Below are 18,898 nucleotides of genomic sequence, written 5' to 3'. Positions count from 1 at the left end.
AAAATTATCCGGATTGTAAGCGAAACTTGAACCGTAACCGCCAGCCGCGGCTATTTTGGGTAATTCTTCAGTACAAAATCTAGAGCTTCCTCTTTCGAGACAAGCCTGTTTTCAAGCTGGAGTTCTTCCACCTTTCCCAGTATTTCCGAAAAAACGGGACCGGGAGAATATCCGAGACCTATAAGATCCTGTCCGCTGAGAAGCGGCGGGGGTTTTATTTCCTCCCTTCCATACTCTTCCATCTTTTCCCTGATGAAATCGTAAGCGTCGGTTTGTCCGTGACTTGCCATGCAGTCAGCAAGATGCATCTGCATGTGCTCCTCAAAATACGGAAGGGAAAGAAACCTTTTAAGAGTGCTTTCTCTCATGTTGAAAACATCCTTGAACTTAAGATGCTCAAGGATAAGCTCGGAAATTCTCTTTATCTGCTTTTTGGAGAATCTTAGCCTCCTGCAGATGCCTTCAGACATCCTGGCCCCTACCCTGTCGTGTCCGTTGAACCTTATCCTGTCAGACTCGCTGTAAGTAGGCGGCTTGCCAACGTCATGGAGAAGCGCGGCGACGGCAAGCTCCTCCGAGTAGAGACCGTCGGTGTTGCCGTAGAGCATGTCCATTATAAGGCAGGTATGCTCAAACACGTCTCCCTCGGGATGGAACTGAGGGGGCTGGCGAACTCCGTGCATACATTCGACTTCCGGGAGAAAATGTTCAAGAAGACCGCTGGAGCTAAGAAGCCTGAGTCCGTTCCCCGGATTCCGGCGGGTGAGTATCTTGACGAGTTCTTCACGTATTCTCTCCCCGCTCACAACGGATATCGCGGCGGCCTTGTCGCGTATAGCGGAAAGGGCTTCTCCGTCAAGCTCAAAATCAAGACATGAAGCGAACCGCACCGCTCTAATCATTCTAAGCCTGTCCTCACCGAACCTTTCCTCGGGATCTCCTATGGTCCTGACAAGCCTCCGCTCAAGGTCCCCGATACCACCCACGTAATCGTAGAGCTCCCCAGAAACTGGATCGTAGAGCATCCCGTTTATCGTAAAATCCCTTCTGCGGACGTCTTCTTGCGCACTTTTCGTGTAATCGACGTGTTCCGGGTGCCTTCCGTCACCGTAACTCGATTCCTTCCTGAAGGTGGCAACCTCGAACTTCATGTCTCCTTTTATCACCAGCACCACGCCGAAGCTCTTCCCCACCGCCACGGTCTTTGAAAACGCCTGCTGCACCTGCTCCGGAGTCGCGCTTGTCGCTATATCAATCTCGTCGCACTCAACGCCGAGCAGGGCGTCGCGCACGCAGCCGCCCACGAAGAAAGCCTCGTATCCTCTCTCCCCGAGAGTCTTTACGATTTCAAGCGCCCCCGCGAAATTTTTCTTCTCGAAATCAAGTTCCCTTTTCATAAATTCGCCACCATGGCCTGCAAAACGGTTAAATTATAGTTTTTAATTCTACCCGAATCACAATCCGCAAAGGCGGTCCGGACAAGAATGAACGAAAGGAACTTCCGCAATTTTCTCGTACGAAGGACAAAGGAAAACGGCTCAAGATTGCTGTTTCAGAAAAAAGACGGATGGAGCTGGAAACAGATCACCTGGCCCGATCTTGTCACCGAGGTTGAAAGCATAGCCTGCTTTCTTCTGAATTCGGGCTTCTCAACGGGGAGCAGAATCGTTGTTCTCTCGCCCAATACACTGGCGTGTCTTTTTTTCGAACTGGCGGTATTCGCGCTGGGAGGAATCTGTCTTCCCGCGAGGAACATGAAGGAAGCAAGGGAAATCCTTGTGAACTCATCCGGAAACTGCTTTTTTCTTTGCGCAAGCGCGGCTGAGGCGCGAGAACTCGTCGAGACCTCGGCGCTCGGAGAAAAAATAGAAAAGGTTTTTCTAAGCGCAAACGAAAAGATTCCCGTGGAGGGAAAGACAGTCAGCTACTCGAACGTTGTAAAATTCGGCTTTCTCGGCAGGAAAAAGCTCAAGGACGAAATAAGCGCGATTGGAAGCTCGGTAAAAGAAGACTCCCCAGCCGTAATATTTGACGCGGGGGCAGCGGCGGCCGAGAGTAAAACCTTTTCCCATGGAGACATACTCGATCTCCTGCGCCTCTCAGAACAGGAATTGGGAGAAATCTCAGTCGAAGATCAGACATTCTCCTACCTTCCCGGCTACGGTTCTTTTTCCAAATTCGCCAACTTGCTTAACCTGCAGACCTCAGCCAGGGGAGCCATTGCGGAAGGCACCGAAGACTTTTTCCTCGATGTTCCCGAGATAATGCCGGTTATGCTTCTTCTTCCGGGTGCCGAGATCGAAAATGTCGTTAACAGTCTCCAGGGCGAAAACGGTTCGGGAGGAAATCTCAGAAGCGATCTCGGAGGAAGAATAAGGCTTCTGCTTACAGATGCCCTGCCGCCAGAGAGAACAAGGGACCTGCTGCTTGCGCAGAACATATCCGTCGTCAAGCTTAACAGTCTTTCGGTCGTTCCCTGAAGATCAGACCTGCGGTTCGTTCTCCGTTCCCTCAACGCTGCAAAACGCCCTGCCCTTGCTCAGCCTTAAAACCAGTTTTTCCTTGAGTTCAAGCGTCCGGGAATCCTGCACTATCTCTCCGCTTTCTTCTTTTGAGACTATGGCGTACCCCCTCTCAAGAACGCTGAAAGGGTTCAGGGAGGTAAGTTTCCCGGAGTAATTTTCGATGCGTCGTTCAAGGTTCTCGATCCGCGAGGTCATATGATGCCTGAAACCAGCTGCGAGCCTGTCAAGCTGCATGGAGAACATATCGACACGGTTCGTGAGGGAACGGCTTAACCTAAGGCGAAGTTGTGCCAGGTTTTCGAGGATTTCTCCTTTTTCCCTTACGGCAAATTCCGCGGCTACTGAAGGGGTAGCTGCTCTCACATCGGATACCAGGTCAGCTATAGTCATGTCCACCTCGTGACCCACGGCAGAGATCACTGGAAAGGGGGAAGAAGCAATTTTTCTCGCAATCCCCTCGTCGTTAAAGGCCCTGAGATCCTCTTTCGATCCCCCTCCCCTAGTTACAACTATAAGATCGAGGTCATCCATGCCGTAGAGCCTATCAAGAGCTCTTGTTATCTCGGCCGGGGCGCTATCTCCCTGAACGCTTGCGGGGGAAATAACAACCTCAACATTAGGAAACCTCCTGTATACGACTTTGAGAAAGTCCCTCACGGCAGCTCCCGAAGGAGAGGTAACTACCCCTATTCTGCGGGAGAGAAAAGGAAGGGGGCGTTTTTTCGAGTCGTCAAAAAGTCCTTCTTCGAAAAGCTTCTGCTTGAGTTTTTCAAGCGCGAGCGCGTCGGCACCCACTCCCTTCGGCTCCATCGCGCTTACGTACAACTGGTACTTGCCGTCTTTCTCATAAACTCCAACGCGCGCGGCGCAGATGACGTCCATCCCGTTCTCCGGTACAAACTTTATCTGCTGGTTACTACCTCTGAAGCAGACTGCGGAGATCTGGCTCTGCTTGTCCTTCAGGGAGAAATACCAGTGGCCACTTGCGTAATGCCCCTTGAAACCGGAAATCTCCCCTGCGACCCATACCGTCTCCCCGCCGAACTCAAGTTCAATCGCATCCTTTATCGAGGAATTGAGTTCCGATACGCTGTAGATTTTCCTGTCCATTCTTAAACGTAAATTAATCGGTCGGGCAGACGTTGGCAAGACACGAAACGGAAAACAGTTAAAAGATGAGGGAAAAGTCACTCAAACAGATGCGGAGACTGAGTTTTCACCTTTTCAAGGATTTCGTCTGAAACCTTGAGATTCCCAAGGTCCTTGAGATGAAACAACTGGGATGCACGCAATTTCCTCACGCCGGTAAGATTGGCATCCCTGAGAATCGCCCCGTCGAAATTCGCAAGCTTGAGGTTAGCTCCGGCGAAATCGGCACCCGTAAGGTCAGCGCCCAGCATGTGGGCCCCTTCAAGGTTGGCGCCCCTGAATACCGCGCCCCGAAGATCGCAACCCTCAAGGTTCACTCCGCGCATGTTCGCCTCGGAAAAATCCACGCCTACCAAGCTGCACCCCTTGCAGAAAGCAAGCTTGAGAGCTGACTTCGCAAACACGGCACCGTCAAGGTTAATCCCGTTAAGATTCGCCCAGCCAAGATCCGGGATAACATCGGGCTCCTCCACCCGCCACCGGTTCCACGCGGCCGTACCCTCTTGTACCTTCGAGACGTGCTCAGAATCAGCCACAGCATCTCACCGCCAGTGATAATCCGAAAACCTTAAACGCGGACAAAAGTATGTAAATCGCAACCGCTATAAGTACCAGGCTTCGAATAAGTCCCCTGATCCCACCTTTCACCCTGCGTCGCATCCTCTCTCCGCAGGAAAGGCATATATCCGTTTTCGCCGTGGTCTCGTAACCGCACTCTTCACATCTTCTTACAGGCTGAAGCGACATCAGACTACCCCTTTTTCTTTCTTAGCTAACCCTTTTCAAAGCGGAACGAACAAAGACCGGGTGCACTTTGTCAGTTTCCTGGGCAAGCTGCTCAATGACGTTCTTTATGTCCCATTGCGCCCCCTCCGACATCCGCAGGTTCGTCAGGTGGTACAGCTCCCAGAGGTCGAAGCTGCCGCAGACTCTCCTGTTGTGGGCGTTTGTGACAACGTAGCTTGCCACGTCGCGAAAACCGGCGTCAACGAGTTCCCCGTAGAACCGCTCGCTTCGCCCGACGGCTTCGAGCAGAAGCTCCTCCGTCCCCGATTCCGTAACATGCGGTGGAACCGTCACGCCTTCCCCCACGGAAGGCTCCTTTATGGTCCAGCTGACTTTCCTGTGCCTGAGCAGCTGATGCCACGCTGCCTCGCTCAGGACGAACTCAGCGTTGTAGTTAATAGATTTGAATATGCCCACTGGGTTGTCGTGCTTTCCGAGTTCCTGGACGGCCATCAGAAAAATCTTCCTGAGCTCCGGGGTGCTTTCGGAAAGGTGCCTTTCTATATCTCCGACTGAAAGCCCCGAGAATTCGAAAAGAAGCCCTCTTGCGATCTCCCTTAAAGCCTCGGCCTGGGGATTTTCCTTTCCCCGCCCCGTGTAGTCAAAAAGAGTAACCGAGGATCCGTTACCGGGTGCGCTTTTTCCAGCGTCGCCGAGACTACGCGAGAACTCCTCGAGTGCCTCTCGCGTTCTGACCATGTAGGGGTTCTCATTGGCGTACTTAACAAGCGTCGGAACCGAGAACCTGACCTCGCTTTTTATCTCTTCGGCCCTATTTCTTGCCTCAAGGTAGCGGCTTGAAAGAAGAGCGGAGATGGTCTGCTCCATGGCTCTTGCGTTTGCCGTCATGCCGAGATTCGTAAGCGTTGAGAGATTAAGGGCGTACCTTGCGTCCTCAAACGCTATTTTCTCAAGCGCCCTGAAATGGGCTCTTTCCTCCTTGTCTTCGGGAACGGGAAACTTTTTTTTCAGAAAATCAAAGAGCTCGGTGTTGAGTCTCGAGTAAACCTCGTACTGAAAATCGCAAAGCTCCTCGAACTCTTTTTTAAGGGCTGGGCGCGAGTCAAGCTCTTGGGGGATATAGTTATCGCCTTTGCGGGGTCTCTGGTATCTCTGCGAGTATTCGGTAAACGAGAGGAATTCGTTTGCGCATTCAAGCAGGGAAGAGAAAAGTCTTGAAACCCTCTCAACGCCTATGTGCACGGTCGCGTGCTCGGCAACAGAAGCGTGACCGTAGTTAAGAACCCACTTCTCGTGGAACTTCTCCGCCCTGTCCCTCCCCATCTCCTGCTCCCTTATCACGGTGTCTATGTTTTCCCTGAAACTTTTGGGGCTTCTGCTTACGTAGGCGAAGATGACGGCAACGACTTCCTCGGGAATGTTGCTTATGGTGTAGATATCCCTGTCGAGATTCGAAACGTAACGTTCCATCTCCCGGGCGATGTCTTCATCATCTATTTTTATCTCGGTGGACAAGACTGCTCTCCCGCTCCCCTCCTATGGCTCCCGGGGTTCAGGAGACCGTATGGGTTTCCTTGAGTTTATCAACTATGTAAGGCATGACTCGGCTCGGGCTTCCGTATATGACGGCACTTACGTAGTCGTCGGCCGGGGTTTCCCTCTCGCCGATAATAACCACCTTGTTCCCCTTGTTCATGACCTGGAAGGGAAAAGAAGCCACGGGCTCGATCTCCAGATTCGCCCCGACGACTATGAAAAGATCGCAGTGCTGAAGCCTCATCCAGGACTCCCTTATCTCCCAGTGAGGAAGCGGCTGTCCCGGGAAGGACAGCGGAGGTTTCATCTGATCGCTCCGGCATTCCTTGCATTTCGGAATGCCGGTCTTGCTGTCCTCAAGGCCAAGCAGTATTCCATCAGTGCGGTAATCGTTTCCGCATTCATGGCAGTGGATCCAGTTTATCGTCGAGTATATCTCTATTATTTTTTCGCTGCCGGTTTTGTTGTGCAGGCCGTCGGCCGCTTGGGTAAGAACGCAGTCAACGTTGCAGAGAAACTCCATCTCGTAAATGGCTTCGTGGGCGGGAGAGGGCCTGGCTTCCGAGATTCTGGGATAAAAATCCTTTATCTTTTCCCAGTACTCTCTCCTTACCTCCGGGCGATTCTTGAATTTCCCTATGTCAGGATTGAAGCTCAGATCCGAAACGTCAGGCAGTCCGACTTCAAGAGAAAGTTCAACTCCCGTTAGAAAAACTACCTGAGAGGCTTCCCGGATCCACTTGACCGTTGCCGAGAGCGCATCCTGTTCCTGCTCGCTCATTTCAAGTTTTGATTATAACCGCTTGCGTTAACTGTCCGCAAATTGATCGCAACCCGCTCGATACCGGGCGAATTCAGGATGCTAAAAGCTCTTCTCATCCCGTCAAAACCCGGCGGAAAAACCTCTCCACAACACAATTAAATCGATTGCAGTTCTGCGGGCGGGTAAAATATCGTGTCGTGGGTACAAAACCTAAGGAAATAAACGAATTTACCGAAAAAGCTCTTCAGATCGTCTGGGACAACGGTGAAGAAAGCATATTCTTTTACGACGAGCTCAGAGAGATCTGTCCCTGCGCCACCTGCAGGAGGCTCAGGAAAAAGAGCAGAACCGGAAAACTTCCGTTTAAAAAACGGATACCCCTCGGAAAAAGCAGCATGATGCCGGAGAGGATAGAGTACGTAGGGAATTACGCCATAAGGTTCATAGGCGAGAACTGGTGTGAAACCGGATTCTATACCTTCGATTTTTTAAGGAAAAACAGCGTTTCGGGCGAATAAGGTTCCCCCGGCGGAAAATCACGCCCGTCGTGCGCTTATGGAAAGCCACTTCCTGGTAACAAAGTGGTCCCCGTCCTCATTCACTTCCCCGTGGAGAAGAATTGCCGGCTCAACGGCGTTTTTCATAGCATCGGAAACGGCCTCATCCGGATAGCCGTGAAGGGCGCCGGCGGCATATTGCTGGAAAGAACTTATGTACTCCCATGCTTCTTTCGTAAGATCGGCGGCGAATTCCTGAGCGTCAACAAGGTCAAATCCCACCTTGCCCACGAGTTCTTCATAGTAGGAGCGGGGGTGAAACTTCGCGGCTTCGGCTTTCCCCTCGATCTCTACTCTTTTCACTCCTTGTTTTCTCAGGAACTGGACGGCGTTTCTCACCTGGGTTCTGTAGAAAGGTATGGTTTCCTCGGGTCTTGCCCCTTCGTAAAAAGAGGTATTGAAAAAAAACCAGCCCCCGGGCTTAAGCGCTTTCTTGATCGCTTTGAGGCTCTTAAGTTGTTCCTCTTCGTCGAGATAATGTATGCCGTTGCCCCATATGGCCACATCAAGACTTTTCGGAGGCAGATCAAGTTCCTGTATTGAGGAATTGATAAGAGTCAGCTTGTCAATCTCTTTCTCAAGCCTGCGCTTGGTAAGTTTAAGAGCACCTGCCGACTGATCAAGGCAGAACACCGCCGACTCTTTCAGATTTGCGGGAAGCATTTCGAAAAAAAGCTGTGCCATGGTGCCCGCGCCTGTAGCGATGTCAAGGAACCTGTCGAGACTCTCCACCCCTCTTTCAACCATTATCTGAATCCAGCTTCTGGTCATATCGCCGTTTACCTTCCTGTACTCCTTGGTATCGGCAAAAGGCTCGTAATTGTAATCTTCTATATGCTCTTCCATCATCTCTCTCCTCGGCTCTTGACCCGTCCGCACGACTTACTCTTTATACCCTGAATTCTAACATAATAACAACAAGAAAATTAAAAAAAATAAAAACCCGACCGGGAAAGTTTTAAAACGACGGAAGAGGTCAGACTCCCCTTTTTTCTCCCCAGAATATTTTGTGAAGCTGCGGAAGCACTCTTACGTTCTCCATGCCGTCGCGCAGGACTCTCTCGGCTATCCAGTCCGCTTTTGTACCGTAAACGGGCTGGAATATGATTGAAGCGCTGATATGATGCTCGGCTACAATACTCCTCGCGTACTCGTAGTCAGCATTATCGGCTATTACGAACTTAAGCTGGTCCTTCTCCCCCAAGGCGTCGTAGAGGGAGAAATCCATCCTGGAGTCCATGCCCGAACCGGGACACTTGCAGTCCATGCTCACGACCGAATTGGGATGGGAGAAAATCCCAGGAGGTTTCTTGTGTCCGCTTGTTTCAAGCACTACCACAAAATCCCTCTCGAGCAGAAATTCCGTTACCTCCTCCACGGCATCCCGCTGAATAAGCGGCTCCCCGCCAGTTATGCAGACGCGGGAGCATCCGTATTCAAGAACCTTGCTCAGGACCTCGCTTGTTTCCATCTCCCGGAAGTCATTCCCCTCCACGGCGTACATGGTGTCGCACCAACTGCATCTGAGATCACAGGCAAAAAGCCTGAGAAAGACCGTCGGCAGCCCAATATGGATTCCTTCACCCTGTATTGAAAAGAAAATTTCACTTACCTTCATCGCAGTTACGCCTCATATTCCGTCGGATCATCCACATCCGCTTCGATAAAGGCCCTTTTTCTCTCCCTGCACGAACTGCAGGTGCCGCAGTGCATACGGGAACCCACGTAGCACGACCACGTATCTTCGAAAGGAACCCCGAGACGCGCACCGAGTCTGACTATCCCCGACTTGTCCATATCTATAAACGGGGCAATTATGGTGAGGCGTTCGTTGTCAGTCGCGAGTCTCTCCGCTTTCTCGAAAGCCGAAACGAACTCCGCTCGGCAGTCGGGATACACACCCCTGTCGGAATGATGCGCGCCGTAGAACACAGTGTCGCAGCCGATACCCTGTGAATAGGCAACCGAAAGGGAGAGAAAGATGGCGTTTCGGTTCGGAACGACTGTTGCCGATAGGGTCTCGTAATTGCGCGCCGTCGCGGAAACCCTGGGAATCTCGACGTCCCGGTCGGTAAGCGCAGAGGCGCCGAAAAGAGTCCTTACGGAAGAAAGGTCAATTATGTTGGGAGAAAGCCCCAGATGCCGGCATACATTTTCTGAGGAACGGACCTCTCTTTCGTGTTTCTGTCCGTAGATAAAGGTAAGAGGAAAGACTTCGTACCCTTCCCGAACCGCCTTATAGCAGAGAGTAGAACTGTCCACGCCTCCAGAGACCATGACAACCGCTTTTCCAGACATTCCCTTAATATTAAAGTCGAAAAAAACAAATAACAATTTCTCCGACCGGACCCGTTCCGAACAACGGGTAGAGAAAACGGTAAATTAAATGGTTTCAGCATGTTGGCAGAAATAAATCGAAATTATATACTTATTCACCCGAGAACTAGGAGAGCAAAGGCGCTTTCATGAGCAAAACAGAAAAAGAACATGAGCAGGTCCTTCTTTTCGATGATTTTCCAAGCATCTCTAAAGAAAGCTGGAAAAAAGAAACCGAAAAAAGAGTTTCCTATAAAGATCTCATATGGCATACCGAAGACGGCATAGAGGTTGAACCCTTCTACACCGAAGAAGAAGCCAGGGACCTTTTCTTGGGGGAAACCCCGCTTCCGGGAGAATTTCCGTTTGTCCGGGGAACCAGCGAAAAAGATAACAGCTGGCTCCTTACAGAAGAGATAAGGCTCACCACGCCGAAAGAGACTGGAGCCGCGGCGCTTGCGGCAATAGAGGGCGGAGCGGATTCTCTCACCTTCATCCCGCAGGCGGAAATGAAACGCAAAACCATCGAGACTCTCCTAAAAGACATAGACCCCCTGCGCATCGGCATAAACTTCGCCTTGAGAGAGGATCCGGAAAAGATCTGCACCCTTTTCATTTCCTCCTGCGCCAGGAAAGAAATCGACACGCAGGAACTCAGCGGAGCCATGTTCTTCGACCCTCTATCGCATCTGCTTGGATACGAATCCTCTGCAACGCCGCTTGATGAGGCTGTGGATAAAATCGCAAAAGCTATCGGATATCTCTCAGACGCCGCGCCCGGCTACGCGGCGTTTTCGGTGAAAAGCTCGACATTTAAAGACTCAGGCGCAACTATAAGCCAGGAACTCGCCTTCACCATCGCCGCGGCCGTCGAGTATCTGGTCATGCTCCGCCAAAAAGGCGTTGATTCAGACAGCGCCTGCCGCCACCTTGTTTTTTCCTTCTCCACGGGCTCGAGCTACTTTGCGGAAATCGCCAAGCTTCGCGCCGCAAGGGCGCTCTGGGCAAACGTCGCCCAGCAGTTTTGCCCCGCCTCCGCCAAATCCACGAAAATGAGGATCCATTGCCACACCACGGGCTTCAACAAAACCATTTACGACCCGCACACAAACATATTGCGGACAGCGCTTGAAGCCATGGCGTCTGTAATCGGGGGGACGGATTCCCTGACCGTTCAGCCGTTTGATGCCCACTACAGAGAACCCGACGGGTTATCAAGGAGAGTGGCGAGGAACATTCAGCTTCTGGCAAGAAACGAATCCCACCTCGACGCGGTGACTGACCCCGGAGGCGGCTCCTACCACATAGAGAAACTGACACAGTCCATTTCGCAGAAATCCCTCGAGCTGTTCCAAGAAATAGAAAAAAAAGGCGGCTACTTTGAGTGCCTTAAAAGCGGCTTCATACAGAACGCGGTCGAGGACAGCAGAAAAAAAGCCCTGAGCGACATCTCCCGGAGGAAAAAAACGCTTGTCGGAACAAACGAGTTTCCCAACCTGCTGGAAAAAATGGCGGGAGATATCCGGAAAACCCTGCCCGCGGAAAAAGAGAAAAACGGTTCGGCTCCGACGGTAGCGCTTCTTACGGAATCAAGGGCAGCTCAAGTTTTTGAGAAAATAAGGCTTCTAAGCGAAGAATACGCGGAGAGAACAGGCGAGGCGCCAAAAGTTTTCCTGCTTCACCTGAGCGATTCGCCGCAGACAGTCGCAAGATCGGTTTTTTCGATGAATTTCTTCGGGTGCGGGGGTTTCTCAATAGTAGACGGAGCGGACAATCCGGGCATTGACGAGGGAATTGCGGCAGCCTTGCGCGAGAATCCGCTTGCGGTAGCGATTTGCGGTTCCGACAAAGATTACGAGCAGTTTGCAGAGGAGACCGCAATGAAACTCAGGGACAAGGGAGCGGAAATAAAAATTGTCGTTCCGGGCGGCGGACAAGGCGAATGGGAAAGGCTCGCCGAGGCAGGTGTGGATGATTTTATCAATGCGGATTCGGATGTCCGCGACACGCTTGAAAGATACCAGGAGCTGCTTTTCTCAGACGAGGCAGGACCATGAGACCTGATTTTTCGAAAATAAACCTCGGCTTCGGTTCAAACGGCGGCAGCAACGCACGTGCAAGCGGAAATATCGTAAGGGAATCACCGGAGAAAATAGACATAAAGGAGTTTTATGTCCCAAACGACCTCAGTGATTCCGAACACCTGGGATTTGTCTCCGGAATTCCGCCCTACCTCCGCGGACCCTACCCGACCATGTACATCACGAGACCCTGGACCATCAGACAGTACGCGGGATTCTCCACCGCGGAGGAATCAAACGCTTTCTACAGAAGAAATCTGGCCGCGGGGCAGAAAGGGCTTTCAATAGCCTTTGATCTTCCCACTCACAGGGGATACGACTCAGACCATCCCAGAGTTTCGGGAGACGTTGGAAAGGCAGGCGTAGCAATAGATTCGGTACTCGACATGGAGATTCTTCTCGATCGAATACCCCTTGATCAGATCTCGGTTTCCATGACCATGAACGGCGCGGTTCTGCCGATCATGGCTTTCTACATAGTCGTTGCGGAGCGGCAGGGAGTGGGACCGGAAAAACTCAGCGGAACGATCCAAAACGACATACTAAAGGAGTTCATGGTAAGGAACACCTACATTTACCCGCCTGAATTCTCGATGAAGATAGTCTCGGACATTTTCGAATATACATCGAAAAACATGCCGAAGTTCAATTCGATAAGCGTAAGCGGCTACCACATGGAAGAAGCAGGTGCCACGTCGGACATAGAGCTTGCCTACACGCTCGCCGACGGCCTTGAGTATTTAAGGGCGGGAGTCGAGGCGGGACTCAACATTGACGATTTCGCTCCCAGAATTTCCTTCTTCTGGGGAATAGGCATGGACCATTTCATGGAAATCGCAAAAATGAGGGCGGCGAGGATGCTCTGGGCCAAGATCGTCAAGACCTTTGAGCCCAAAAAACCGGCTTCGCTCATGCTCAGAACCCACTGCCAGACTTCGGGATGGAGCCTCACGGAGCAGGATCCGTTTAACAACGTGACGAGGACATGCGTTGAAGCCCTAAGCGCGGTGCTCGGCGGCACCCAGTCACTCCACACAAACGCCCTGGATGAAGCAATCGCCCTTCCCACCGACTTTTCCGCCAGGATAGCGAGAAACACCCAGCTTTATCTTCAGAAAGAAACGGATGTATGCAGGTTGATCGATCCCTGGGCGGGGTCCTACTATGTCGAGTACCTTACCCATAATCTGGCGAGAAGGGCCTGGGAACTCATAATGGAAATAGAAGAGCTGGGAGGAATGTCCAAAGCCATAGAGACCGGTTTGCCGAAAATGAGGATAGAGGAAGCGGCGGCACGAAAACAGGCGAGGATAGACTCGGGAAAAGACGTGATAGTAGGAGTCAACAGTTATAATTCGGACGCGCAGGAAGAATTCGATATACTGGAAGTGGATAACCGCAAGGTGAGGGAGAACCAGATTAAAAGACTAGGGAAACTGAAAGAAAAAAGGGATTCCGAGGCGGTTGAGCGCGCGCTTCGGAAAATCACTGAATGCGCAGAAACGGAGCAAGGCAACCTTCTCTCCCTGGCGGTTGAGGCCGCAAGGGAAAACGCCACCCTCGGAGAAATATCGGACGCGTGCGAGGAGGCATGGGGGAGATACAGGCCTGGATGGCGCACGATCTCGGGAGTATATTCATCGGAAATTTCGAAGGACGCCGGATTTGCCAAGGCAAGGGAGCTTGCTGACCGTTTCGCCACTCTGGAAGGGAGAAGACCCAGAATACTGGTCGCAAAGATGGGCCAGGACGGCCATGACCGCGGGGCGAAGATAATAGCGACGGGTTTTGCTGACCTCGGTTTCGATGTGGACATAGGCCCGCTCTTTCAGACCCCCGAAGAAGCGGCAAGGCAGGCAGTTGAAAACGATGTCCACATAATCGGAATATCGAGCCTGGCCGCCGGCCACAAGACACTCATCCCCGAACTTATAAAAAAGCTCGACGAGATGGGAGGCGACGACATAATGGTGGTCGCAGGAGGGGTTATACCCAAACGCGATTACGACTACCTCAGGAACGCCGGAGTCTCGCAGATATTTGGTCCGGGAACCGTGCTGTCCGAAGCGGCCGAAGCCATACTCGTGCCCCTGACAGAAACCCGAACATGACCCCGCACAAAAAAACGGAAGCGGAAACTTACCGCCAAGGCATAGCCAAGGGAGAAATACCCGCTCTTAGCAGGGCGATAACCCTTGCGGAGAGCACCCTGCCCGAGCATAAAAAGCTTGCGCGGGAAATAATCACATGGTGTCTGCCGCGGTCCGGAAAATCCATAAGGGTGGGAATCACGGGTATACCCGGAGTCGGAAAGAGCAGCTTCATAGAATCTCTGGGTCTCTATCTGGCCCGCGAGTGCGGAAAAAAGATAGCGGTGCTCGCAATCGATCCCACGAGCAGCGAAACCGGGGGAAGCGTTTTGGGCGACAAACTCAGGATGGAGGAGCTTTCCCGGCATGAAAACGTCTACATAAGGCCCTCTCCGTCGGCCGGTTCTCTGGGGGGAGTCGCAAAAAAGACAAGCGACGCTGTGATTCTCTGCGAGGCGGCAGGATTCGACACGATCTTTATAGAAACGGTGGGAGTCGGGCAGTCTGAAATTACCTGTCACTCCATGGTCGATTTTTTCATGCTGCTCATGATTACCGGGGCGGGAGACGATATTCAGGGAATAAAAAAGGGAATAATCGAGCGCGCCGACGCCGTATTGATAACCAAGGCGGACGGGAGAAACAAGAAAAAAGCGGAGCTTATGAAACAGGAAATGGAAGAGTCGCTGGGATTCCACAGACCGCCTGAATCCGGGTGGGTCCCCAGGGCTTACGCCTGCTCCTCCGTTACGGGTTACGGAATAAGGAAAATCTGGCAGTGCGTCATGGACTATGAAGATCTCTGCAGAGAAAACGGATACTTTACGGAAAAAAGAAGAAAACAGGGTATATACCGCCTGCATGAAGCGCTCATCCAGAATCTTGAGGACAGCTTTTATGAAAGCTCCCTCGTCAAAGAAACGCTCGGCGAAGTGGAAAAAGAAGTGATGGAAGGAAAAACAGATCCCTACACGGGAGCCGCGAATCTGCTCGATCTTTATTTTGAAGAGCTTCGTCCACCTCGGTCGGCACAAGAAAAATGATCATAAAGGCCCTCTCACCGAAATATATAAACGAGATCGTGAAGATCGAAAACGAATCCTTCATCTCCCCGTGGCCGAAACAAGTGCTCTCGGATTACATCAAAAAATCCGGATTCTTCTGCAATATAGCCATAAACGGAAGCGACGAAGACGTTGCGGGCTACTCAATATCCACCCTTGTCTACGACGAAATTCACGTATTCAAGATTGCCGTGGCATCCTGCCACAGGAGAAAGGGAGTAGCGATTGAACTGCTCTCAGACACCTTCAATTTTTATGAAAAAATGGGGGCTCTCTCGGTTATTCTCGAGGTAAGAACGACAAACACGCCGGCAATCATGCTTTATGAAAAGCTCGGGTTTGAGATTCTTAGAACACGCAAGAACTACTATGGCAGGGGGAGAGGGGACGCCTACGTGATGGGTCTTGCGCTTGACAGCTACTATCAGAAGTTTCTCTCAGCCACGTAATCGGCAAGGCGACCGAGGGATTCCTTATAATCGTTCTGCGGTATCTCGTCCAGAGATTTTTTCGCTTCAACCACAAACTCCTTTGCCCGCTGTCTGGTCAAATCGACCCCGCGGTAGTGGGCTACTAGTTGCGATATCTCCGCTATCTCGGAACTATCGAGATCATCTTCCTTGTCAAGCGTTTCGATCACTTTGCGTCTCACGTCTTCCGGGGCGTTTTCAATTGAGTAGTAAAGCGGGAGGGTCATTTTCCGTTCAGCCAGGTCCTGTCCGGTTTTTTTCCCGAACTTGTTCTCTTCAGAACAGTAGTCAAGCGCATCGTCTATAAGCTGAAACGCTATTCCTATGTTGTGCCCGTAGTGTGAAAGAGCCCTGACCGCTCCGTTTGAAGTATTCGCCAGAAGCGCTCCGGTCTCGGTCGAGCATTCAATGAGCGCGGCCGTTTTGTGGTCAATCACGGAAAAACAGAAGTCCTCCGAGATTTCAACCATCTTTCTTTCGCTCATAATCTCGAGCACATGGCCCTCGGCAAGACGAGACGAGGCTCTGGAGACCACTCTCAGGAGTTCAAGACTGCCGCAGCTGTATATAAGCTCAAGGCCCCGGGCCAGCATAAAATCCCCCACCAGCACGGTGGGCTTGTTCCCCCAAACTATATTTGAAGAAGCGTTCCCCCTTCTGAATTCCGCCTGATCGACTACATCGTCGTGAAAAAGGGTGCCGGCGTGGAAAAGTTCAATCCCGGCAGCTGCCGCAATCCGATTTTCCCCATCGGTAAGCCCGCAGGCGGCGCTTGAGAGAAGAACGAGGGAAGGCCTGATTCTCTTTCCTCCTCCGCCAAGCAGATACTTGGCTATTTCGTAGACCAGAGGAACGTCGGATTTTATGAATTCATCGATTTTCCTCTCTGTTTCCGCGAGGCTCGGGTGAATTATCTCAATTATGTCTGAGAACTCCATCGGACGCTTAGACTATACGAACGAACCCGACAAGTCAAAGACTGGACACCACCGTTAACCTGATGTAAGTTTCCTTTTTTAAAGGGAATTTTTCGTAAAACAATCCGCAAGAGCGTAACGGTAAACCGATTTGAACCTGTTTGATATCTTACTCTTATTCATGATCTTGGCCTGTTTCGGGGGTGGGCTCAGGTCAGGCCTTATAAAGCAGTTTTTCTCACTGACCGCCATAATAGGGGGAGTGGCGCTGGGCTTCTTCTTCTATGGACCGCTGGGGGCTATTCTGCTTGAAAAAAACATTATCGCCGAACCGAGAATCGCCGACATTCTGGGATTTCTGATCGTAGCCTCCCTTGCGTACATGCTCATACATTATCTTTCCCATTTCCTGACGGACCTGCTGGAAAAAGTCAAGATGGGATGGATTAACCATCTCCTCGGCGGGGCGATGGGCTTTATAGTCGGTCTACTGCTCTGCTACCTTCTGGTAACCGGGGTAAAGCAGTTTGTGGATGAGGATGCTCCTTTCATCAAGAATTCCGTTCTGGCTCCCAAAGTCATCAGCGGATATCAAATTATCAGGGAGCAGGCGCCGGATGATCTTGACGAGAGCCTGGAAAAACTCCGGGAACTGCGGGAAGGAAAACAGGGGTCAGACTTCGAGTGAGCGAGGATGAATAGCGACTTTATTCCACCAATTAGAGATTGAGAAACCTTCACGGCAACTCTGAATATATTCTTAAGAAATTCAGACTATCCGATCAAGTAGCCAGACAGCACGAAAGGTACAATTACTGAGGAGATCCGCACAGATCCCCGTTCTTAAGTTCTAGGAGAAGTATCTTATGACTTCTTTGGAATTTCCCGCCACCGTGCTTTGTGGAATATACTTTACCCCGAGGTCGATCAACCAACTCCTTATTCCCGAAATCTTTCTGCAGATCACTATCGTTTGAATAGAGAAGTCGGGCTCCGCTGACTTGAGCCAAAACAAGAACATGGGGGTCATTCGATTTGAATCCTCCTTGATCTTGAAGCTTCTTCGTCAATGCATCAATTTTCCGATCATTTATCTTCTTAATTTTCCCCGAACGAAATGCTTCATCTATATTTCTCCTGACTGATGTACTTAAGAGTTCCTTAAGCAACTTGCCTCCAGCCACCAGAATACCTTCCCCCCTGTTGATCTGATTAAAGAATCGTCTGCCTGCCTCGGGACGATTGCAACCACCGAACACCTCATGGGCAACGTTTGCATCCAAAATCGCACCCATTTCTTATAGACCCCAAAGTCTCCGGCTCTCTTCCATGAAAAAATTTCTGTAGTTCGGTGGAACGTCTAAGATATTTCCCTCTTCATCTAGCCGAAGAGAGTGAATATGAACATCTAACTCCTTACGCTCAAAAAACAGAATTGAAACATCCTCCGGCTTCAACGGAATATTGTTGTCGCGAACCTCCATGCGTACGCGGTCAACTATGTAGTCACTGTGCGTCTCAACAACTAGCTGAGAACTTCGTACGGCAATTTGGCAGAATAAGGTTCCCAGAGCAGCCTGAGCACTGGGGTGAAGGTGCACTTCCGGCTGCTGTAACAGTACCAACGGCGCTGCATCTTGGCGAAACAATTCTGTCACCACAGGTAAAACCTGACTTATACCATAACCCACATCAACCAAGTTTTTCCACGGCCCTTTCCTCCTGCCCGCAAATTTTCTCACCTGTAACTGAAAAGGTGAACCTAAAGTTTTTCCAAGATGCTTAACAGTGATTTCGTCAAAAAGTCCCGAAGCTTGTCCAAATCTCTCAAGCTCGTTTTTAAGATAGTTCCACACCCTCCTCTGGCGGGCATATGCGTTGGCCAAATACATTGGAACATAATCGCCCTCGGGGTCTGACGAGAGACGAGCCGGATCGTAAGTGCGCTTTGGTTCGGAACGAACCGGTGCACTTGCGTATGGACGATCAGCCTTTCTGAACAAGCCCGTGAAGCAAAAACCCCAAAATTCACGGAGTCTTTCCAGATCTTTCTTAGTAATCTTTTCGGAACCTTCCAGTGGACTAAGCCCTTCTACTTCCTCTGGAAGTGTATAAAAGAAAGGGGCTATTGCGTAATGGGCAAAATCCGAAGGACTACCCAAGTCCAAACTGGCCTTAAACTCCCACGACCCCTTTTCGGTACCGACGCGAAATCGGAAATCGCGGTTTTTCGGTTCCAAGAATTCTTCGATCCACAAATCCTCACAAGTCATCCGTCTCCGCACTGGAACTGGAACTGTTCCATCTTTTGCAAAAGTAATATTTAAATGATAGGGACGAACCTTATCAGTCGCATCATTTTTAAACACAATAAGATTGTTAGGATCAAACCCCGCCTCAAACGTATCTACCTGACCGCCCCTAGCACCTCTGTTATACGCAATCTCGTCAAAACTGCCAAGATCATATGGAGGTTCCTTGAAATCCGGTATCTGATACCGATAGGCAACATCCCAAAGAGCCCGAATCATTGCCATAAAAGATGTCTTACCGGTACTATTCTCACCTACTAGCAGAGTCAGTGGAGCCAACTTAGCTGTCTGCTCTGCGCGGAAACATCGGAAATTTTTAAGCGTAATACTCCTCATGACATTCTGCCTTTTCTCAGACTAGGAACCTCGAA

19 protein-coding genes are annotated in these 18,898 nt (G+C 50.9%); 7 read left to right on the top strand and 12 right to left on the bottom strand.

Annotation, left to right across the window (positions count from 1 at the left end; genetic code table 11):
- Positions 1-50: 50 nt before the first annotated feature.
- Positions 51-1,397 (bottom strand): CCA tRNA nucleotidyltransferase, encoded by a 1,347-nt coding sequence (locus tag OXG75_00200; protein MCY3624414.1) that lies wholly within the window; start codon positions 1,395-1,397, stop codon positions 51-53.
- 87 nt (positions 1,398-1,484) lie between these two features.
- Here OXG75_00200 and OXG75_00195 point away from each other — a divergent pair, with 87 nt between their 5' ends.
- On the top strand, positions 1,485-2,480 hold the full coding sequence (locus OXG75_00195) for an AMP-binding protein (protein MCY3624413.1): 996 nt from the start codon (positions 1,485-1,487) through the stop codon (positions 2,478-2,480).
- A 3-nt stretch (positions 2,481-2,483) separates the two neighbouring features.
- Here OXG75_00195 and xseA read toward each other — a convergent pair whose 3' ends face one another.
- The 5 genes from xseA to OXG75_00170 all read right to left on the bottom strand — a co-directional run bounded on the left by xseA (position 2,484) and on the right by OXG75_00170 (position 6,738).
- On the bottom strand, positions 2,484-3,635 hold the full coding sequence (gene xseA, locus OXG75_00190) for an exodeoxyribonuclease VII large subunit (protein ID MCY3624412.1): 1,152 nt from the start codon (positions 3,633-3,635) through the stop codon (positions 2,484-2,486).
- A 77-nt stretch (positions 3,636-3,712) separates the two neighbouring features.
- Positions 3,713-4,210: a pentapeptide repeat-containing protein gene (locus OXG75_00185; GenBank protein MCY3624411.1), complete on the bottom strand. Its 498-nt coding sequence runs from the start codon at positions 4,208-4,210 to the stop codon at positions 3,713-3,715.
- On the bottom strand, positions 4,203-4,421 hold the full coding sequence (locus OXG75_00180; protein ID MCY3624410.1) for a hypothetical protein: 219 nt from the start codon (positions 4,419-4,421) through the stop codon (positions 4,203-4,205). Before OXG75_00180 ends, OXG75_00185 begins: the two co-directional genes overlap by 8 nt.
- Positions 4,422-4,442: 21 nt before the next feature.
- Positions 4,443-5,936, bottom strand: a complete 1,494-nt coding sequence (locus OXG75_00175; protein MCY3624409.1) for an FAD-dependent thymidylate synthase — start codon at positions 5,934-5,936, stop codon at positions 4,443-4,445.
- 37 nt (positions 5,937-5,973) lie between these two features.
- A complete protein-coding gene (locus OXG75_00170; GenBank protein MCY3624408.1) occupies positions 5,974-6,738 on the bottom strand; it encodes a hypothetical protein in 765 nt (254 codons plus the stop codon).
- A gap of 179 nt (positions 6,739-6,917) precedes the next feature.
- Here OXG75_00170 and OXG75_00165 point away from each other — a divergent pair, with 179 nt between their 5' ends.
- The gene (locus OXG75_00165; GenBank protein MCY3624407.1) at positions 6,918-7,238 is read left to right on the top strand and encodes a DUF971 domain-containing protein; all 321 of its coding nucleotides are present in this window, start codon (positions 6,918-6,920) and stop codon (positions 7,236-7,238) included.
- Between the two features lie 18 nt (positions 7,239-7,256).
- Here the strand turns inward: OXG75_00165 and OXG75_00160 are convergent, their stop codons facing one another.
- From OXG75_00160 to queC, 3 genes are all read right to left on the bottom strand, one after another.
- The gene (locus tag OXG75_00160; GenBank protein MCY3624406.1) at positions 7,257-8,126 is read right to left on the bottom strand and encodes a class I SAM-dependent methyltransferase; all 870 of its coding nucleotides are present in this window, start codon (positions 8,124-8,126) and stop codon (positions 7,257-7,259) included.
- Between the two features lie 127 nt (positions 8,127-8,253).
- A complete protein-coding gene (locus OXG75_00155) occupies positions 8,254-8,895 on the bottom strand; it encodes a radical SAM protein (protein MCY3624405.1) in 642 nt (213 codons plus the stop codon).
- A 5-nt stretch (positions 8,896-8,900) separates the two neighbouring features.
- Positions 8,901-9,575 carry a 7-cyano-7-deazaguanine synthase QueC gene (gene queC, locus OXG75_00150; protein ID MCY3624404.1) on the bottom strand — a complete coding sequence of 225 codons (675 nt, stop codon included), beginning with the start codon at positions 9,573-9,575 and terminating at the stop codon, positions 8,901-8,903.
- Positions 9,576-9,742: 167 nt separating this feature from the next.
- Between queC and OXG75_00145 the strand changes: the two genes are divergently transcribed.
- The 4 genes from OXG75_00145 to rimI are packed head-to-tail and all read left to right on the top strand — an operon-like array spanning position 9,743 to position 15,277.
- Complete coding sequence (locus OXG75_00145; protein MCY3624403.1) at positions 9,743-11,650, top strand: methylmalonyl-CoA mutase family protein; 1,908 nt, start codon at positions 9,743-9,745, stop codon at positions 11,648-11,650.
- The gene (gene scpA / locus OXG75_00140) at positions 11,647-13,785 is read left to right on the top strand and encodes a methylmalonyl-CoA mutase (protein ID MCY3624402.1); all 2,139 of its coding nucleotides are present in this window, start codon (positions 11,647-11,649) and stop codon (positions 13,783-13,785) included. The genes OXG75_00145 and scpA overlap by 4 nt, the downstream gene beginning before the upstream one ends.
- Positions 13,782-14,807: a methylmalonyl Co-A mutase-associated GTPase MeaB gene (gene meaB / locus OXG75_00135; GenBank protein ID MCY3624401.1), complete on the top strand. Its 1,026-nt coding sequence runs from the start codon at positions 13,782-13,784 to the stop codon at positions 14,805-14,807. Before scpA ends, meaB begins: the two co-directional genes overlap by 4 nt.
- Positions 14,804-15,277: a ribosomal protein S18-alanine N-acetyltransferase gene (gene rimI / locus OXG75_00130; protein MCY3624400.1), complete on the top strand. Its 474-nt coding sequence runs from the start codon at positions 14,804-14,806 to the stop codon at positions 15,275-15,277. The genes meaB and rimI overlap by 4 nt, the downstream gene beginning before the upstream one ends.
- On the opposite strand, the gene OXG75_00125 is transcribed toward rimI, so the two are convergent.
- Positions 15,253-16,236, bottom strand: coding sequence for a polyprenyl synthetase family protein (locus tag OXG75_00125; GenBank protein MCY3624399.1), 984 nt, complete (start codon positions 16,234-16,236; stop codon positions 15,253-15,255). The two genes, rimI and OXG75_00125, sit on opposite strands and share 25 nt — an antisense overlap.
- A 130-nt stretch (positions 16,237-16,366) precedes the next feature.
- On the opposite strand from OXG75_00125, the gene OXG75_00120 reads away from it, so the two are divergent.
- Positions 16,367-16,903, top strand: a complete 537-nt coding sequence (locus OXG75_00120; GenBank protein MCY3624398.1) for a CvpA family protein — start codon at positions 16,367-16,369, stop codon at positions 16,901-16,903.
- A gap of 124 nt (positions 16,904-17,027) precedes the next feature.
- On the opposite strand, the gene OXG75_00115 is transcribed toward OXG75_00120, so the two are convergent.
- Positions 17,028-17,510 carry a hypothetical protein gene (locus OXG75_00115; GenBank protein MCY3624397.1) on the bottom strand — a complete coding sequence of 161 codons (483 nt, stop codon included), beginning with the start codon at positions 17,508-17,510 and terminating at the stop codon, positions 17,028-17,030.
- Between the two features lie 3 nt (positions 17,511-17,513).
- Complete coding sequence (locus OXG75_00110) at positions 17,514-18,863, bottom strand: AAA family ATPase (GenBank protein MCY3624396.1); 1,350 nt, start codon at positions 18,861-18,863, stop codon at positions 17,514-17,516.
- Between the last annotated feature and the right edge of the window lie 35 nt (positions 18,864-18,898).

Source organism: Candidatus Dadabacteria bacterium, from assembly GCA_026705445.1.
GTDB lineage: Bacteria > Desulfobacterota_D > UBA1144 > Nemesobacterales > Nemesobacteraceae > Nemesobacter.
This window is presented reverse-complemented; position numbering and strand designations above follow the sequence as displayed.

Excerpts from the sequence above, each read along its gene's own strand:
- OXG75_00200 (MCY3624414.1), bottom strand. The coding sequence starts at position 1,397 with ATGAAAAGGGAACTTGATTTCGAGAAGAAAAATTTCGCGGGGGCGCTT.
- OXG75_00195 (MCY3624413.1), top strand. The coding sequence starts at position 1,485 with ATGAACGAAAGGAACTTCCGCAATTTTCTCGTACGAAGGACAAAGGAA.
- xseA (MCY3624412.1), bottom strand. The coding sequence starts at position 3,635 with ATGGACAGGAAAATCTACAGCGTATCGGAACTCAATTCCTCGATAAAG.
- OXG75_00180 (MCY3624410.1), bottom strand. The coding sequence starts at position 4,421 with ATGTCGCTTCAGCCTGTAAGAAGATGTGAAGAGTGCGGTTACGAGACC.
- OXG75_00170 (MCY3624408.1), bottom strand. The coding sequence starts at position 6,738 with ATGAGCGAGCAGGAACAGGATGCGCTCTCGGCAACGGTCAAGTGGATC.
- OXG75_00160 (MCY3624406.1), bottom strand. The coding sequence starts at position 8,126 with ATGATGGAAGAGCATATAGAAGATTACAATTACGAGCCTTTTGCCGAT.
- OXG75_00155 (MCY3624405.1), bottom strand. The coding sequence starts at position 8,895 with ATGAAGGTAAGTGAAATTTTCTTTTCAATACAGGGTGAAGGAATCCAT.
- queC (MCY3624404.1), bottom strand. The coding sequence starts at position 9,575 with ATGTCTGGAAAAGCGGTTGTCATGGTCTCTGGAGGCGTGGACAGTTCT.
- OXG75_00145 (MCY3624403.1), top strand. The coding sequence starts at position 9,743 with ATGAGCAAAACAGAAAAAGAACATGAGCAGGTCCTTCTTTTCGATGAT.
- scpA (MCY3624402.1), top strand. The coding sequence starts at position 11,647 with ATGAGACCTGATTTTTCGAAAATAAACCTCGGCTTCGGTTCAAACGGC.
- meaB (MCY3624401.1), top strand. The coding sequence starts at position 13,782 with ATGACCCCGCACAAAAAAACGGAAGCGGAAACTTACCGCCAAGGCATA.
- rimI (MCY3624400.1), top strand. The coding sequence starts at position 14,804 with ATGATCATAAAGGCCCTCTCACCGAAATATATAAACGAGATCGTGAAG.
- OXG75_00125 (MCY3624399.1), bottom strand. The coding sequence starts at position 16,236 with ATGGAGTTCTCAGACATAATTGAGATAATTCACCCGAGCCTCGCGGAA.
- OXG75_00115 (MCY3624397.1), bottom strand. The coding sequence starts at position 17,510 with ATGGGTGCGATTTTGGATGCAAACGTTGCCCATGAGGTGTTCGGTGGT.
- OXG75_00110 (MCY3624396.1), bottom strand. The coding sequence starts at position 18,863 with ATGAGGAGTATTACGCTTAAAAATTTCCGATGTTTCCGCGCAGAGCAG.